The following is a 15,485-nucleotide window of genomic DNA, read 5'->3' on the forward strand; positions in this document are numbered from 1 at the left end:
GCCGGGCCGCCGTCCGTGACGCAGACACCGCCGCAGCGTTCGCCAGTATCCGCCCTGGTGCCCGGCAATTGCTGGCCGCCGCCCGCCTCCAGCTCCAGCACCTGCCCGCACACCTCACGCGGGACAGCTGGCCCGGGCAACTGACCATCCTGGAGGAGGCACTGAGCCACCTCGACACCCTGGACGCTCAATGGCGCCAGGCCCGGGCCCAGCTCCCCGAGGGCGCCGGACCGGGCAGCGAAGCGTACGTCGACGCGCTGGACGAGCACCACGCAGAGTGCTGGAGCTATCTGGACGACTGGGCCTGCCACGGCCGTGTCATCCTCGACATCCAGGCCGCCGCACGCCGAGCACCGTCCCGGCCGAAGCGCCCGCACCTGCCCGCTCTGACGTCCCGGCGCAGCGGACACGGCGCGAGGGGACGGTGACCATGCCCGACGGCCCCGCCAACGTCGACATCGACTACATCGCCCCGCGCCACCTGGCCGGCGGCGGCGATCCCGCCTGGATCATCGTCCCCCTCCACCGTGCCTGCGGCTGGAGTTACGGTCACGACCCCCTGATGCCCCGCGTGCTGCTTTCCAGCCCCGACCAGAAGGCCCTCCTGCGGGTGGAGCCCGACCCCGACGGGCGGTGGTGGACTCTGCAGCACGCCCCCGCGCCGGACCGGCCCGCCTGGTTCGCCAGCTTCGATGCCCGCACCCCCGTCGAGATGATCGCGGCGTTCACTGATGGGCTGACCGATCCCACGGCCGATCCAGTAGACGACTGGGATCCGCAGGAGCCGCTTGTGAAAGCAGGTTGGACTCCGTCCTACAACCACCACCGGCTCGCCTCACCCGACGGCACCGTCCGCGTCGAGGCCGACGAGACAACCAGGGCCTGGTGGGTCGACACCGCCCTCCGCGACTTCCGGACTCTCCTGTGGCAAGCCCACTTCAGCGAGCACACCCCACCCCACCTGATCACCGCGTTCACCACCGCGCTCACCGACCCCCGACCGGTGCCGCGCACCGCAGGCCCCTCCAGCCTCCCAACTCGCAGCCCGGACTTCATCACCCGCTCGCACCGGGAAGTACCGGCCACGCAGGTCGCCGGCGCCCTGGAAGAACGCATCCGCTCCCTCGCCGCACGCCGATCCGGCCCGCCGACGACCAGTACGCATCCTCCGCAACGGCCGCAGGCCGAGCGCCACCGCCAGCGCTGATCCCTCCGTCCCCGCCCGGAAGCTCATAGCCCTTGCCCCCCTCCTCCTCCAGCAGCAACACCGACGGATACGACCTCGTCCTGCGCCTCCTGCTCGGCGTGCTCGCCGTCGTCGTCCCCCTGTCCCACCTGGCCTGGCTGTGCGGCAACCTCACCGCCTCCCTCACCGGCACCAGCTGGGCCCCCTACCAGCCGACCAACGCCTTGCTCCACCCCGAGCAGGTCTGGCCCGAGGCCGGGGAGAACGCCCTACTCATCGGGGCACGCATCGTTCCCGTTCTGCTCCTCCTGGCGCTCGGGGTGACGGCGGTCGCCCTGTGGCTCCGGCACAAGAACCGCGGCGGCAGCCGGAAGAAGATCACCGGCATGGCCAAGGCCAGGGACATCGAGCCCTTGATGGCCAAAGCGATCACCGACAAAGCCCGCTCGCTGCGCCCCAGCCTCAAGGACGCTAAGCACATCGAAGCCCGCGACACCGGCATCCTCCTGGGCAACCTGCAGAACACCCGACACGAGGTGCGCATGGGCTATGAGGATGTGGCCGTCGCCATCATGGCGCCCCGCTCGGGCAAGACCACCTCGCTCGCCATCCCCTCCATGCTCGCCGCGCCCGGCCCCGTCCTGCTGACCTCGAACAAGGCCGCCGGCGACGCATTCACCGCCACATACGAGGCCCGCTCCCGCGTCGGGCAGGTGTGGACCATGGACCCACAGCAGATCGCGCACGCCGCACGCGAGATGTGGTGGAACCCCCTCGCCAGCGCGAAAACCCTGGACGGAGCGAACCGGCTCGCCGGACACTTCCTCGCCGCCTCGGTGGACGCCTCCCAGCAGGGCGACTTCTGGTCCAAGGCCGGCAGCAACATCCTCTCTCAACTGCTGCTGGCCGCAGCGCTCGACGAGCGGCCCATCACCGACATCATGCAGTGGCTCGCCTTCCCCGCCGACCGCACCCCGCTCGACATCCTCCGCGACCACGACTTCGCCGCCGTCGCAGCCCAGCTCAAGGGCACCGTCGAGGGCCCGCCGGAGACCCGCGACGGCATCTACGAGACCGCCCGCCAGTACGCCGCCGCTCTGCTGAACAACGAGATCGCCGCCTGGGTCACCCCGCAGAAGGACGTTCCCGAGTTCCGCCCGTCGGAGTTCGTCACCTCCGCCGACACCCTGTTCCTGCTGAGCAAGGACGGCGGCGGCGGGGCCTCGGCACTGATCGCCGCGTGCGCGGACTCAGTCATGCGCGCGGCCACCGCCCAGGCCGAACGCGCCGGCGGACGCTTGGACCCGCCCATGCTGGCGATCCTCGACGAGGCCGCCAACGTGTGCAAGATCAGCGACCTGCCCGACCTGTACTCCCACCTCGGCAGCCGCGGAATCATCCCGATCACCATCCTCCAGTCCTACCGCCAGGGCCAGAAGGTCTGGGGAGACGCGGGCATGGACGCCATGTGGTCCGCCTCGACCGTCAAGGTCATCGGCTCCGGCATCGACGACCCCGACTTCGCCGACAAGCTCTCCCGCCTGATCGGCGACCACGACGTGGAGACCACATCGACCTCGCACTCGGAGTCCGGCAAGAGCACGTCGGTGTCGATGCGGCAGGAACGGATCCTGCCCGCCGACGCGATCCGCGCCCTGCCCAAGGGCACCGCCCTCTGCTTCGCCACCGGCATGCGGGCCGCGATGCTCGACCTGCGGCCGTGGTACCGAGAGCCAGGAGCCGGGGAACTGTCCGCGGCGTCCGCCCGCGCGTCGAAGGCGATCACGGCTCGCGCCGTCGCGAAGCACGCGCCGACACAGTCCGACTTCGGGACGGCCGCGTGAGCGACATACCGCTGCACCTGGTGCCGGTCCGCTCCCGTGAGGCGAAGGACTTCGTGCGCACCTGGCACCGTCACCACCCGCCGCCCGCAGGACAGATCTTCGCGGTCGGCGCCGCCGACGAGAGGGGCACGCTGCGCGCCGTGGCCATCGTCGGCAGGCCGGTGGCCCGTCACCTGGACGACGGTGCCACCCTCGAAGTCACCCGGACCGCCAGCGACGGGGCCCGCAACGCCAACTCACTGCTCTACGGTGCCGCGTGGCGGGCGGCGAAGGCCCTCGGCTACCGACGGCTGGTCACCTACACGCAGGACGGCGAGAGCGGCGCATCACTGCGCGGCGCCGGGTGGCGCGTGATCGCCAGCCGGCCGCCCCGCGCCGGATGGCACACCCCGTCCCGCCCACGAGCCGGCCACGGCAACGACCACGTCACCCGCCTGCTGTGGGAAGCCCTGTGACCGAGCCCGTTCCTGCACAGCAACGGACCGACCATCTCACCTTGCCCCGTACCGCCCCGCGTCCTCCCGGAGTTGTCCTGCACACCGTCGACCTGACCGAACACACCCGCCTTCTCGGCGAGGTGGCCCCCGCCCTGAAGGAGCTGTCCGTGGAGGCGGCACGCATCCGGGAGGGCGAGATCGCCAAGCCCGTCCGAGAGATCACACCCCTGAGCCTGCGAGTGCACGAGCTGGCGATGCAGTGCACGCGGCAGGTGCACGAACTGTCGGCCAGCCAGTACCCCGCAATGAAGGACGGGGCCGACAACCTGGCGCTCCTCGCCGGCGCCTGCTCCCAGATCTCCCTGGCCGCCACCCTGTGCAACCTCGCCATCCATCACCGCACCGAGATCCTGCTGTACGAGGACGCCGATCCCACCCCGGCGACCAGCCGTGATCAGCTTCGCCGTGCCGGTGTCGAGATGCAGCAAGCGGCCACCACCTATCGCACCGTGGCGCGACGGGTCTCCCGCCGCCTCGCCTCATTCTCGGCGCGCGCTGAAGACCGGCAACTCATCGCCGAGGCCCAAAGGCCCAGCCCGCAGAAGGCTCCCTCCACACCGCCCGTGCTCGCTGCCCGGCGCCGCGGATGACGACGCCGCCCGAGGGCTTCCTGTTCGACGTGGCCGCCCCGCCGACGCCGGTTGAGCGCCTGCTGCTGCTCTCAGACCAGTACGTGCAGCACAACGACATGCTCGACCGTCTCCTGCGGGCCCATCCGCCATCCGAGCCCAACGCCCACGCCGCCTCCGCCCAGCGACTCGCGTCTGCGACCCGCACCGCCCTCAAAGCGGTCACCGACGAACGCCTCTTTCGCAGTCCCGACCTGTCGGACGCAGTGGTCCGCCTTGAGCAGCTCGCCTTCCTGAGCAGTGCCTCCGCGGACCAGCAGCTCCCGATGGCACGCACGCTGACCGCCTTGGCACCCGAAACCGCGATGGGCTGCGCCAACACCCTCGCCTACGAAATCCGACGCCGCCAGGGGACGGCAGCAGGCGACGGTCCGGAGCACACCCTGACCGCCGCTCACCACACCGCCCTGTGGGAGATCGCCTGCGGGAACGACGTGGTCACCAGCTCCCTGGGACGGCAAAACGTCCACTACCGCGACGAGCGCGTGCGCCTGGGCACACTGCGGGCGCTGGAGGCAAAGGGCCTCGCGGAGCGCGTTCCGGAGTCCGCGCCTGCCGCCTATGTGGGCGGCCCGCTCCAGGACCGAGTCCGCCTCACTCCCGCCGGCACCACCGCGCTGGCCACGGCCATCAGCAGCCCGCCCACTCGCAGGGTGCCCGGCACGACGCCCGCGCCCGCACCCACCGCTGCGAAGACGGCCGCACACAGCCGTTAACTGACCCATCGGAGCCCACAGCAGCCCATGACCTCGCACAACCGCGCCCAACACCCGGATCCACCCCGCGCCCGGATGGACGGATACGAGGCCCCGCCCGCACGCGTCCCAGACGTCTCCTGCACACCGGCACCGACGCGCTGCACCCGATCAGTCCTGGCCCACTGCCTCCCGCGGTACAAGGCCCGGCGGTGAGGCACTTCGCGCCCCAGGACCGGGTCCTGGTCTCCCCGCGCTATCTGGCGGGAGCGGGCATCGACCGGCTCGCCGACGCGATCGGCCCGCTGATCCACCTCTTCGGCTGGCCGAGCGAGCACGATCGCGCAAGCGGTCGCATCAGCGTCCACAGCCCCGACGGCAGCCTGTTTGTCAACTTCAACTCCCGTCGCACCCACGGCCACTGGTGGTCCGTCGCACACCACGAGCCGTACTGGGAAGCCCGCTTCACCCGGCAGACCCCGATCGAGGCCATCGCCGCCGTCACCCAGGCTCTGCCCCAGCTGCTCGGCGACGACCGGCACATCGACCGGATCCCGCTCACCACCACCCCCCTCGCGCAGATCGCCGAACTGAACCACTGGCACCGCGAGGACGACACCGTTCACCTCGCCCGACGGCCACTGCCACCTGCAGCACACCCCGACGGAAGACACTCCGTGGCGCTTCCGGCACCACGTGTACGACGGCTTCGACACCCACTGGGACGCCTCCTTCACCCAGGACACCCCCGAGCGGCTCGTCGCCCAGTTCTTCACCCACCTCGCGACGACCACCCCGGTCGAGCGCACCTTCCGTGACGTCCCCTACCTCGTGCAGAACCTGGACGACGCGCTCATCACCCCCGTGCACCGAGCCGCCGTGAACCCACACGTCCACCACGCCGGCGCCCAGCTCGGCCGCGTCGTACACCGCCGCTGACACCGGCCTCACCGAAACCCGTCATCTTCAGATGAACGAGCCGACTGGGCCGGCCGAGCACCTCCTGCTCCTCGCCGGCGACTTCACCCGGCACAACGACGCCCTGACTCGGCTGCACGTACCCGTCCGTTGCCGCGAGCGCACTGCCATCCTCCCGGCCTGCACTTCCGAATCCCTTGGACCACCGTGTCACTCCTGGACATCCCCGACGTATTCATCGGGTCCACCGACGACGGCCACACCTTCGTCATCCTCAACCACCCCGTCCGCGACGCCGACCGGCTGCTCACCGACGCCGGCTTACTCCCTCGTGAACACCACGGCCGCAGGCTCTACCTGCTGCCTCCAGGCATCGCGCAGGACGTACACGAGCGCGCCGGCGTGGCGATGTACGCCCTCTTGGCCCACACCCACGACCTCGTCGACCTTTCCTGGACGACCCGCTGGAGTCCCGACCAGCCGGCAGGCGGACCGGACCTGCGCTTCCAGTTCGGTGACGGCACGGTTGCCGTGACTGCCTCGACCACCGCCGCCCGGTTGCTGCTGGAGCAACACGGCTTCGTCCCCACAGCAGACGGCGCGTCCTACCGCCCGCGAGACGGGCTGGACGAGCGCGGACTGCTCGGCGCCGTCACCGCTGCCGAGGCACACGCGTACGCCCACGGTCTCAGCGCGCGTGTCCACCTGGGCATCCCCACACCAGCCAACATCCCCGCGAGCGCCCGCCGCCGCTCAGCTGCCGCCACCGGTCCGCGAACCACACCGTCGGCCCGTCGCCGCACCCGCTGACCTTCGCTACAGAATCCAGCCGCTATCCGAGGAGCTTCCACGTCCGACGCCCCCTCCGTGCATGATCTCGCCCGTGCCCTCGCCGACCAGCTCCACCCCGGGGCCGCTCCCCGGGACGTGACCGTCAGCTTCGGCGCCCGCCGACAAGCCCCCATCGAGTACCGCAGCCGCGGTCGGGGCGGACCCGTGACGGTCTTACGCCCCGGCACTGCACGCCGCCCTCTACGGCCTTCCTGCGCCCGACGAGTCGCTGCCCATCGCCCTGGACGCGCTTCTGCAAGCCACACACACCGCGACCGCCCCGGAACAGAAGACCGCCGTCCTACGGCAGGTCGCCGAGCAACTGCGCAACGCCGCCGAGATCATCCAGCGCTACCAGTACCGAGCCCAGTGGGACCGTTTCCCCACAGAGGTCGCCGAGCAGCTCGACACGGCTCACGACCAGGCCCAGCAGATCGCCCAGGCCCTCGACCGCGTGGCCCCCGCCTTCAGCCACCAGCCCACCGCGGACACCCCGCCCCGTGCCCAAGCCGCCCACGGCCAGAGCGCCACCACCCCTGTAGCCTCCCCGCCTTCACCGGCCCCACGCCACCGCTGACCGGCCGCGACAGCCCACCCGAGAAAGACATCTCCTGGCCACCACCGACTCCCTCCAGGCCCTCCTCTCCCAACCCCGCTGCGCGCTCAGCGTGTTCGTCCCCGCCGGACTGCATCCGGCCCGCGCCGAGCGCCGTCAACTCGACCAGATCGCACAAGCCGGCGCCGACCTGTTCGAGATCGGCCTGCCCACCATGACGCCGGCCTCGACGGGCCCGTCATCCAAGCCGCCTACCGCCGCGCCCTGAGCCGTGGAAGCGTCCTCGCCCGCGCCCTGCGTGCGGTCGAGCATGCCGCTGGCCTTCGGCCGACCGTCGTCATGACCTACTGGGAGCCCGTCCACCGGCACAGCCCCGAACGCCTGGCCCGGCTGCTCGCTGACGCGGGCGCCGCCGGGGCGATGGTCGTCGACCTGCCCGACGACCAGGCAGAGCGCTGGCAGGCCGCAGCGAAGGCCGTGAACCTCTCCACCCCACGCCTCGTCCCGCGCCACCTCGCCGACACCGGTCTCGCCACCGTGGCCGCCGGCGCGTCGGGATGGCTCTACGCACCCGCCAGCACCGCCCCCACCGGCTACCGCGGCCCGCTCGACGTGCCCGCGCTCGCCGACTTCACGACACGCCTTCGCGCCGCGAGCCCCCTGCCCGTCGTATCGGGCGTGGGGATCTCCACCCCGGGCCTCGCGGAACGCGTCGCACCACTGGTGGACGCCGTCGTCATCGGCACCCCCGTCGTCCGCGCCCTGATGACCGCCCCCGAGCAGGCCCCGGTGCTCACCACCGCGTTCGCCCAAGCTCTGAACCCGTACGCCACCACGGAGACCCGTGCCTGACTCCACCAGCCCGGCTCCGGTCCTGGCCCGCATCGCCTCCGACGCGTCCTATCTGCTCCAGGCCCTGCGTGCCCTGCCCGCCGAACGGGACGCATCCACACTGGCCGCGCGCATCACTGACGCCCAGGACCTCGCCGACACCGCCTTGCGGCTGTTTTCCGACCGCAGCCCCCAAGCGGCGCGGCCCTCCCCTACGGACCTGCTGCTCCTTCACCGTGTCGCGCAGATCGCCAAGGCGGCCCAGGACGCCGCCGCCGAACTGACGGCTGCTCTTGCCCGCGCTGTGGAGAACCAGCGCCGCCAGGCCGCCGCCACATCTCGGCGGGTCGTCCTGATCGGGCCGACACCGCAGCAGTTCATCGAGTCGGCCGCCGACCTCCTCGACCGCATCCCCGCCCTCTGCGACGCCGTATCCCGCGACCGGCCGGAATCCCCCTGCCAGTGACGCGACAGCCGCGATGCGAGCGCCCCCCTTTTCCCTACATCCAGGACAGACCATTTCAGATCAGCCCCGATTCCGCGCCCTCTCCCTCGGCGCGGGAGTTCAATCCAGCACTCTCCTCGCCCTGTCAGCCGAGGGCATTCTCCCGAAGGTCGACTACGCGATTTTCGCCGACACCGGCTGGGAACCCGAAGCGGTCTATGGCCACCTTGACCGCCTGGAAGAAGAGATAGCCGCCCCCGCCGGGATACCCGTACTGCGCGTGTCGGCCGGAAATATCCGCGACGACGCATTGAACCCGGATCACCGTTTCGCCTCCATGCCGCTCCACATCCTCAACAAGGACGGGCGACCTGGGATGACCCGACGGCAGTGCACCGGCGAATATAAGGTAAAGCCGATCAAGCAGAAGGTCCGCGAACTGCTCGGCTACCCCTATCCGGCGCGCATCCCGAAGGACGTTTTCGTCGAGCAGTGGGTAGGAATCTCCACGGATGAATTCCACCGCGCGAAGGACGCGGACGTCAAGTACATGCGTAACCGGCATCCCCTTCTGGACATGTCCTGGAGCAGGGCCGACTGCGTGCACTACCTGACTTCTCTCGGACTCGCCGATACCCCGAAGTCGAGTTGCCTGGGATGCCCGTTCCACGGAAATGCGCAGTGGCGGCACATCAGGGACACCTCTCCATCTGAGTGGGCGGACGTCGTCGCATTCGACGCAGCCATCCGGCAGGGCAATGCCCGCGCCAACGCCACCGGCAACAGACTGCTCGGCGAGGCGTTCCTGCACCGCTCCCGCGTCCCGCTCAGCGAAGCCCCCATCGACCACGTCACGGCTGCCGAGCGGGCCGCCCTGCGGACCAGCGCGGACGAGGCCGACGTCCTGGAGAACGGTGTCGAGGACGGCTGCTCGCCCTGGGCGTGCCGCGGCGACGCCGACGCACTGACACGGGCCGACTTCGGGCTGGCCACGTGATACTCGACCTCTTCGCGGGGCCGGGCGGCTGGAGCAGGGCACTGCACGTCCTGGGCGTGCGCGACGTCGGCCTGGAATGGGATCAGTGGGCGTGCAAGACACGCGCTGCGGCCGGTCAGTTGACCATCCGGTGCGACGTGGCGAGGTATCCGGTATGGCCGTTTCTCGGCCGCACCCGCGGGGTGATCGCCTCGCCGCCGTGTCAGGCGTGGAGCATGGCCGGCAAACGCCTCGGCCTTCTCGACCAGCCACTGGTGCACGCAGCCGTCGAAGACCTGGCCGCCGGGCGCGACACCCGCGAACGCCTCCTCACCGCCTGCCGCGACGAGCGCTCCCTGCTCGCCGCCGAGCCAATGCGCTACCTCTACACCCTGAACACGGTCGGCGAGCCCGACTGGGTCGCCATGGAGGAAGTACCGGACGTGCTGCCGTTGTGGAAGCAGTACGCGGCTGTCCTGCGCGGGTGGGGGTTCTCCGTCTGGTACGGGATCCTCAACGCCGCCGACTTCGGCGTCCCGCAGACCAGGAAGCGGGCAATCCTCCTGGCCTCCCGCGTCCGCACGGCGCAGCCGCCCACGCCCACGCACGCCCAGCTCGCCGAGCCGGCATCGCTGTTCGGTCCGGGCCGTGCCCGCTGGGTCAGCATGGCCGAAGCCCTGGGATGGGGGGCGACCGACCGGCCCGTCCCCACCGTCTGTGCAGGAGGTGGGCCCGGCGGCGGCCCCGAGCCGTTCCCGTCGGGCTCTCGCAAGACGCTGTCCGACGCGCGGGAGCGCGGCACCTGGATGCCGCGGCCGGACGGGGTGGTTCTGCAGTCCCGCCGGGAAGGCGCGGGGTGGGCGGCCCGGCACGGCACGCGCGAGAATCGTGCGGCCGACGCTCCGGCGCCCACGTTCACCGCCGAGGCGCACCGCTGGTCCTGGTCCCTGCGCAGCAACAACCAGGCCAACGCCACCATCCGGTCCATCCAGGAGCCGGCCGGCACGCTGTTCTTCGGGCACCGCGCGAACGAGTGCACCTGGGTCGCCGAACCCGCCACCCCGTCAGCCGAAGAAGCCGATGCGCCGGCCGTTCCCGAGCCGATCCGGATCACCGCCCGCGAGGCGGGCCTCCTGCAGACCTTTCCCGCCGACTACCCCTGGGTCGGCAACAAGGGCCAGCAGTTCTCCCAGATCGGCAACGCCGTTCCCCCGCTGCTCGCCGGCCACCTCCTCGCCCCGCACCTCGGCCTCCCCCTCGACCCCGACGACTTCACCCTCGCCGCCTGATGCCCCACACCCCCGAACCCGACGAAGACGACCTCGACGCCATCGCAACGCCCCAGCCGGTATTCCACGTCGAGCAGGCCCTCCTGGGGGCTCTCCTTCTCGACCCGCACCGCCTGGACGACGTGAACGGCATCGCCGCCGACTCGTTCTCCACCGCCCCGCACGCCGCCCTGTATGCCGCGATCAGCACCCTGCCGCGGCCCGACCCCGCCGAGCACGCGAAGAACACCAAGTGGCTCGACCGGGTACTCGCCACCGCCCTGGAGGAGGCGCGCGGACTGAGCGCCTCCTACCTGCACGCCCTCGTCCAGGTCTGCCCCTGGCCCCGCCACGCCCCCGCCTACGCCCGGATGGTCGAGGCAGAGCACGCCCGCCGCCGCCTGCACACGGCCGCCGAACGCCTCGTCCACACCGTCCACGACGTCTCCCTCCCTCACCCCGTCCAGACAGTGCTCACCGAGGCCGACGCGCTTGCCGCGGTCGTGGACGACATCGCGAACCGCTTCCCCCCACGCTCCGGTGTCCTTCCCCGCACCCCGGCACCCCCTCCTGCCGCCGCCCCCGACTACACCGAGGCGGTCGAGGAGGAGCAGCTGCTGCTCGCCACCGCCACCGCCACCGCCACCGCCCGCCCAGACGACATCGACGCCGTCCGGTGGCTGACCCCCGACGACCTCACCCTGCCCCTGCACGCCGGCCTGTGGCAGTGCCTGACCACCCTCGCCCGCCGAGGCGAGCCCGTCGACCCCGTCACCGTCCTGTGGGAGGCCCAGCAGCGCGGCCTGCTCGACGACGGCAGCGAACCAGGCCAGGTCCTGCGCATGCTGGCCGAACCGGCAGGATCCGTCGGGCACTGGGCCGAACGCGCCCTGCAGCGCTCCCTCCTGGCCACGGCCGAGCACACCGGACGGCGCATCGAGGCGTACGCCGGCGACCCGGCGAACACCCCCTTCCAGCTCGTCGTCGGCGCCCGCCGCGCCCTCGCCGACATCACCGCCGTCCGCACCCGCTGGCGGCACGCCACTGGAACAGTCCCACCGCAGCGACCGCGCCCGGCGCCTCCCACCCGCGCTGGCCTGCCGACCACCATGGCCGCTCGCACCGCGCGCGCTGCCCGATAGCACCCCATTCGAGGGACCTGGTAGAGACACACCCTTAGGTCGCCTCGGCAGGACCACCGAAACGGTAGGCATCGGCACATCAGGCTTCGGCGCCTGCCTCACCAGGATCGCCCAACACTTCCAAGAGGGGAATTCCCCACGTAGCCCAGCGCTCCAGCTGATCTCCGCACATCAGGTAGATACCTTGCTCAACTGCCAGGGAGCTCGCGGGCTTGGAGAACGAACCATTGGTGACGGCAACCACGATATCCGCGTTGTGGACAGGACGGGCAGTCCCGTTGAGTGTTTGGATCACCCGGGATCCAACCGCCCTAGATCCCGGCTGGCGGTGCTTGCACTGGAAAACGATCTTCCGACCGTCTGGGGTCAGCGCTATCACGTCGGCTCCCAGATCGTGGGATCCCCCCTTGCCGCGAACCACTTCGTACCCATCCCGGCGCGCAAGGACTGCCGTAGCATGCTCGAAATCGTACGGCGTCATCGCATGCAGCTGGGCGATGCTGATACTCCCTGCGCTGGCACGGAAAGTCCGGAACTCCTCCTCTCGCAGAGCCAGTTCATGTACTTGTTGGGCATGTTCCTGCATCGCGGCAGCAAACCGAAGCCTGGCTTCTTCAAGCTCGCTCTCCAGCCTGATGGCCCTTTCCAGCCCACAGTCGGACTCCGGGGTTCGCCGGAAGCGGCTTGCCGCGATGGCGCCAGCCTCTTCTCTGACTCCATCCAGAATCTCCTCCGCTGACGCTACTGCCTCCTGTGCCCAGGAACAGACTGCGTGCAGACTCTCAGCCAACTCTCTGCCTCTATGGCGAAACTGAGCCCACACCGGAGAATCTGGCCGACGCGGCCCGAGTTTCGCGGCACGTTTGTGTTCCTCTTCCGTCAGCCGGTGAAATTTCTGCAACTTCTCGAGAATTAGCCTAACAAGGGCACCTTCGTAGAAATGCAGAAAGGCTGCCAGCGCGTCGTCGTCCGTGGCCTCCCGAACGGTGGCGCTTACTGATTGTGTGAGCCACGGCTCTTCGTAGACGGGCAGGGTTACCCGGCTATTCCAGTTGATGTGCATCAGCCCACCTCGCGCTTTGACAACAGCGCGTCCAAGTCAAGCGCTACTCCCCATTCGATCCACCTGCGCACGTCAGTACGGTCCAGCAGGATAATGCCGTGCGCCTTCGCGAAGCGACGGGCCATATGGTTGTACTCGATGTTGCTTATCAAGACCACTGCATCAGCGGCGGCGGCAATTCTGTCGCGTTGCGCCTGTTGTGCAACACTGGAGAACCAAACCCATCCCCGCGACGCATCGCCACGCTTAAACCGGTGATGCATCACCCTTACGCCCACTATACGACCTGAAGGCGTGCGGAAGAGGTCCATTCGGGGCGGGCAGGCATCAGACGGCGATAGGGAATTCCTTTCCATCTCCAGCAATTCTCGAACCATTTGAACGAATGCCCCCCGTTCACCTTCGTCCAAGGCATCGAGGGCAGCTACATCCTGAGATCCCCCAGCCGTACAGGACTGCTCCCGCAGTGCCAGTGCGTGAAGACGCTGACGGTCCTCGTCCAGCAGGGCTGCCAGCCGCCCCTCCGCCTGTTGGAGGAACTGCCACAGAGGTCCGCAGTTTTCTGCCTCTCTGTGGCTGGCATTGCCGATCTTCCTGCTTTTTCCGACTCTGCCACCTATGCCCTCATACAGCGCGGCACTTTCCTTGAAGGCCGCCTGGGCCTCCTCCAGTTCGGGCTCCAGAGAGTCTTTGAGCGCTGAGGCGGCGGCTGCGACCGACCGGCGCGCGGCACTGCCCGGGCCCATGCTCCACCTTCCGCGCATCGCTCTCGTCTCCGCCTCGTCCATCTCACGTTTGATTCTTTCGGCGTGAGCCTTCCAGCCGTCGCGTACGCCTCTGACCGCACGACATTCGGCGCTCCACACCAAGATCGCCAACATGTCGTCGCGGTCGGCTTGGCCTATCGCCCAACCCATCAGCGCACGTTGCTCCTTCCCGGTATATCGCGGGGGGACCACGCGTGCGTTTCTGTCAATGATCACCGCGGGAGGTTACACAGTGGCACCGACAACCATGCGTGCCCACAAGGAGGAAAACAGCAGGCCAGAAGGGCACCGATCCCCTTGGGGCCACTCATCCCTGGGAGGTATCGCAGGTGCCGATTGGAAGTCAATTGCGGTGACCTGGAACCCACTTCGGGGCATCATGCAAGGTGCCTACTGATCGGCTCCGCATCGACTGTTGGATCCACAGAGCACCCTGTTGTGCGACCTAGATCACACGATCGTGGGGTGCCGGCCTGGGCCTCGGTGAACCGGTTCTGACGGCAGCGAAGGAGACGGAGCGCTGTCGTTTCCGGCATCACGAGACGTCTTCGGCCACTCCTCCTTCGAAGCACTCTCGGCGAGGGACACCGACACCCGCCGGCCCCGAGCCGATCCGGAACAAGGACCGGCAGTTCTTCCAGATCGGCGACGCCGTGCCCCGCTGCTCGCCGGCCACCTCCTTGCCCCGCATCTCGGCGTCACCTTCGGTGGACACCCGCCTGGTGGTGGCCGCGGCCCGGCCGGTGCGCGGCAACACCGCGGACGCGAAAGCCTGGCGGAACTTCGGCCTCGTCGAGCACTGCCAGGCGTGACCGTCCTCGGGGACGGCGCCTTCATCAACACCGGTCTGATCGTCCCGCACCGCAAACGCCCCAGACGGCCCCTGCTCGAACGCAAGGGGGAGGACAACGCCGCCCACCGCAACGTCCGCGCCCGGGTCTCGCACACCTTCTCCCGCATGAAGATCTACAAGATCCTCCGCGACTGCCGGCCGCGCGGTGACGGTCGCCACCACGCCGTCCAGGCCGTCGCCCACATGCACAACCTCGCCCTCGCCGCATGACCGCACAGGCCCGAACACCGCTTCAGCCTGTGTGTTCAGGGCCTTCTGCAAACTTTGGGCGGCCAGAAATCCGAACGGGCGCCCGCATGCCAATCGCCCGTTCGCTCGCGGATGACGGTCGGGAATCTGACTTTGCACGGATAACCGACTTGTCACTTAGATGAGTTGAGTGGCGCTACCTTCGATCTGGCACCGCGTTCACGGAGCCCGCCCTAGAGGACGGTTGCCCCCGCCCTCCAGGGTGCGATCAGATCAAGAGGAGTGTGCGCATGCTCAATCCGCATCGCCGAGGGGTCATTACTGGCCCCTCCGGGCGTCTGCACGGTATCAGCCCGACCATCGAACTCTCGGTGCTTCCCGGTGTTCCTGCACTCGGCCGGGTGATGTCCTCGGCCGCGCTGGTCACGCTCGCGACCGCAGGGATCACCCTGTCCGTTGTTCCGGAGCAGGGGCCCTCCATTGAGGTGACCGTGCAAGTCCACTTCGGAGATGCCTTGTTCGGCTGATACCGCGACCCGCCCGCCTCCGGCCTCCGGGGCGGGCGGAGCTCCGCGAGTAGCCGGCAGCCTCGACGCCGTGATCGATGCCCTAGCCGCCCAGGGACCCGATCCACCCCCGCCAGAAGCGCCTCCGCCTGAACAAATCGAACGGATGGCGGAGGCGTCATTCGATGGCCTGATCTCGGCCAGACCGCCACCGTCCGCGCAGCGCGGGAAACGCCATGTCTGCGCCACCCCCGCGCCACCGCACACACCATTCGCTTCCCCAAGCGAC

At 69.5% G+C, this 15,485-nt stretch carries 18 protein-coding genes and 2 pseudogenes; 17 read left to right on the forward strand and 3 right to left on the reverse strand.

Annotation, left to right across the window (positions count from 1 at the left end; genetic code table 11):
* The first annotated feature begins 68 nt into the window (after nt 1–68).
* The 9 genes and pseudogenes from ACIBCJ_RS14330 (at nt 69) to ACIBCJ_RS14370 (ending at nt 6,579) form a co-directional block, all read left to right on the forward strand.
* Nucleotides 69–428, forward strand: coding sequence for a hypothetical protein (locus ACIBCJ_RS14330; RefSeq protein ID WP_365978181.1), 360 nt, complete (start codon nt 69–71; stop codon nt 426–428).
* A gap of 2 nt (nt 429–430) precedes the next feature.
* Entirely contained in the window at nt 431–1,207 is a 777-nt protein-coding gene (locus tag ACIBCJ_RS14335) for a DUF317 domain-containing protein (protein ID WP_365978182.1), read from the forward strand.
* Between the two features lie 32 nt (nt 1,208–1,239).
* A complete protein-coding gene (locus ACIBCJ_RS14340) occupies nt 1,240–3,030 on the forward strand; it encodes a TraM recognition domain-containing protein (RefSeq protein ID WP_365978183.1) in 1,791 nt (596 codons plus the stop codon).
* Nucleotides 3,027–3,485 carry an XF1762 family protein gene (locus tag ACIBCJ_RS14345; protein ID WP_365978184.1) on the forward strand — a complete coding sequence of 153 codons (459 nt, stop codon included), beginning with the start codon at nt 3,027–3,029 and terminating at the stop codon, nt 3,483–3,485. Before ACIBCJ_RS14340 ends, ACIBCJ_RS14345 begins: the two co-directional genes overlap by 4 nt.
* A 41-nt stretch (nt 3,486–3,526) precedes the next feature.
* Nucleotides 3,527–4,117, forward strand: a complete 591-nt coding sequence (locus ACIBCJ_RS14350; protein WP_365978185.1) for a hypothetical protein — start codon at nt 3,527–3,529, stop codon at nt 4,115–4,117.
* On the forward strand, nt 4,114–4,872 hold the full coding sequence (locus tag ACIBCJ_RS14355; RefSeq protein WP_365978186.1) for a hypothetical protein: 759 nt from the start codon (nt 4,114–4,116) through the stop codon (nt 4,870–4,872). Before ACIBCJ_RS14350 ends, ACIBCJ_RS14355 begins: the two co-directional genes overlap by 4 nt.
* Before the next feature lie 191 nt (nt 4,873–5,063).
* Nucleotides 5,064–5,306, forward strand: a pseudogene (locus ACIBCJ_RS14360) (hypothetical protein); the annotation flags it as partial.
* A 193-nt stretch (nt 5,307–5,499) separates the two neighbouring features.
* Nucleotides 5,500–5,790 (forward strand): DUF317 domain-containing protein, encoded by a 291-nt coding sequence (locus ACIBCJ_RS14365; protein ID WP_365978475.1) that lies wholly within the window; start codon nt 5,500–5,502, stop codon nt 5,788–5,790.
* Nucleotides 5,791–5,976: 186 nt separating this feature from the next.
* Nucleotides 5,977–6,579 carry a hypothetical protein gene (locus ACIBCJ_RS14370; protein ID WP_365978187.1) on the forward strand — a complete coding sequence of 201 codons (603 nt, stop codon included), beginning with the start codon at nt 5,977–5,979 and terminating at the stop codon, nt 6,577–6,579.
* 322 nt (nt 6,580–6,901) lie between these two features.
* On the opposite strand, the gene ACIBCJ_RS14375 is transcribed toward ACIBCJ_RS14370, so the two are convergent.
* On the reverse strand, nt 6,902–7,075 hold the full coding sequence (locus tag ACIBCJ_RS14375; RefSeq protein WP_365978188.1) for a hypothetical protein: 174 nt from the start codon (nt 7,073–7,075) through the stop codon (nt 6,902–6,904).
* A gap of 193 nt (nt 7,076–7,268) precedes the next feature.
* Here ACIBCJ_RS14375 and ACIBCJ_RS14380 point away from each other — a divergent pair, with 193 nt between their 5' ends.
* Genes ACIBCJ_RS14380 through ACIBCJ_RS14405 form a run of 6 tightly spaced genes read left to right on the forward strand, consistent with a single transcriptional unit; the run spans nt 7,269 to nt 11,818 of the window.
* Nucleotides 7,269–7,424 carry a hypothetical protein gene (locus ACIBCJ_RS14380; RefSeq protein WP_365978189.1) on the forward strand — a complete coding sequence of 52 codons (156 nt, stop codon included), beginning with the start codon at nt 7,269–7,271 and terminating at the stop codon, nt 7,422–7,424.
* Entirely contained in the window at nt 7,421–8,008 is a 588-nt protein-coding gene (locus ACIBCJ_RS14385) for a tryptophan synthase subunit alpha (protein WP_365978476.1), read from the forward strand. The genes ACIBCJ_RS14380 and ACIBCJ_RS14385 overlap by 4 nt, the downstream gene beginning before the upstream one ends.
* The gene (locus tag ACIBCJ_RS14390) at nt 8,001–8,453 is read left to right on the forward strand and encodes a hypothetical protein (protein WP_365978190.1); all 453 of its coding nucleotides are present in this window, start codon (nt 8,001–8,003) and stop codon (nt 8,451–8,453) included. Before ACIBCJ_RS14385 ends, ACIBCJ_RS14390 begins: the two co-directional genes overlap by 8 nt.
* A gap of 13 nt (nt 8,454–8,466) precedes the next feature.
* Nucleotides 8,467–9,429 (forward strand): hypothetical protein, encoded by a 963-nt coding sequence (locus ACIBCJ_RS14395; protein WP_365978191.1) that lies wholly within the window; start codon nt 8,467–8,469, stop codon nt 9,427–9,429.
* Complete coding sequence (locus ACIBCJ_RS14400) at nt 9,426–10,697, forward strand: DNA cytosine methyltransferase (protein WP_365978192.1); 1,272 nt, start codon at nt 9,426–9,428, stop codon at nt 10,695–10,697. The genes ACIBCJ_RS14395 and ACIBCJ_RS14400 overlap by 4 nt, the downstream gene beginning before the upstream one ends.
* A complete protein-coding gene (locus ACIBCJ_RS14405; RefSeq protein WP_365978193.1) occupies nt 10,697–11,818 on the forward strand; it encodes a DnaB-like helicase N-terminal domain-containing protein in 1,122 nt (373 codons plus the stop codon). Before ACIBCJ_RS14400 ends, ACIBCJ_RS14405 begins: the two co-directional genes overlap by 1 nt.
* A gap of 79 nt (nt 11,819–11,897) precedes the next feature.
* Here ACIBCJ_RS14405 and ACIBCJ_RS14410 read toward each other — a convergent pair whose 3' ends face one another.
* Both ACIBCJ_RS14410 and ACIBCJ_RS14415 read right to left on the reverse strand, forming a co-directional pair.
* Nucleotides 11,898–12,881: a restriction endonuclease gene (locus ACIBCJ_RS14410; protein ID WP_365978194.1), complete on the reverse strand. Its 984-nt coding sequence runs from the start codon at nt 12,879–12,881 to the stop codon at nt 11,898–11,900.
* Nucleotides 12,881–13,864, reverse strand: a complete 984-nt coding sequence (locus tag ACIBCJ_RS14415) for a hypothetical protein (RefSeq protein ID WP_365978195.1) — start codon at nt 13,862–13,864, stop codon at nt 12,881–12,883. The genes ACIBCJ_RS14410 and ACIBCJ_RS14415 overlap by 1 nt, the downstream gene beginning before the upstream one ends.
* A 470-nt stretch (nt 13,865–14,334) precedes the next feature.
* Between ACIBCJ_RS14415 and ACIBCJ_RS14420 the strand changes: the two are divergent.
* Nucleotides 14,335–14,711: pseudogene (locus ACIBCJ_RS14420) on the forward strand (transposase family protein); the annotation flags it as partial.
* 269 nt (nt 14,712–14,980) lie between these two features.
* Nucleotides 14,981–15,217, forward strand: a complete 237-nt coding sequence (locus tag ACIBCJ_RS14425) for a hypothetical protein (protein WP_365978196.1) — start codon at nt 14,981–14,983, stop codon at nt 15,215–15,217.
* Nucleotides 15,218–15,485 lie beyond the last annotated feature (268 nt).

The sequence above is a fragment of the Streptomyces sp. NPDC051136 genome (assembly GCF_044455745.1).
In the GTDB taxonomy this organism is placed as follows: domain Bacteria; phylum Actinomycetota; class Actinomycetes; order Streptomycetales; family Streptomycetaceae; genus Streptomyces.

What these genes read in the sequence shown, in the direction of transcription:
- ACIBCJ_RS14395 (WP_365978191.1), top strand. Translation starts at nt 8,467, where the DNA reads ATGCGAGCGCCCCCCTTTTCCCTACATCCAGGACAGACCATTTCAGAT.
- ACIBCJ_RS14335 (WP_365978182.1), top strand. Translation starts at nt 431, where the DNA reads ATGCCCGACGGCCCCGCCAACGTCGACATCGACTACATCGCCCCGCGC.
- ACIBCJ_RS14425 (WP_365978196.1), top strand. Translation starts at nt 14,981, where the DNA reads ATGCTCAATCCGCATCGCCGAGGGGTCATTACTGGCCCCTCCGGGCGT.
- ACIBCJ_RS14410 (WP_365978194.1), bottom strand. Translation starts at nt 12,881, where the DNA reads ATGCACATCAACTGGAATAGCCGGGTAACCCTGCCCGTCTACGAAGAG.
- ACIBCJ_RS14405 (WP_365978193.1), top strand. Translation starts at nt 10,697, where the DNA reads ATGCCCCACACCCCCGAACCCGACGAAGACGACCTCGACGCCATCGCA.
- ACIBCJ_RS14355 (WP_365978186.1), top strand. Translation starts at nt 4,114, where the DNA reads ATGACGACGCCGCCCGAGGGCTTCCTGTTCGACGTGGCCGCCCCGCCG.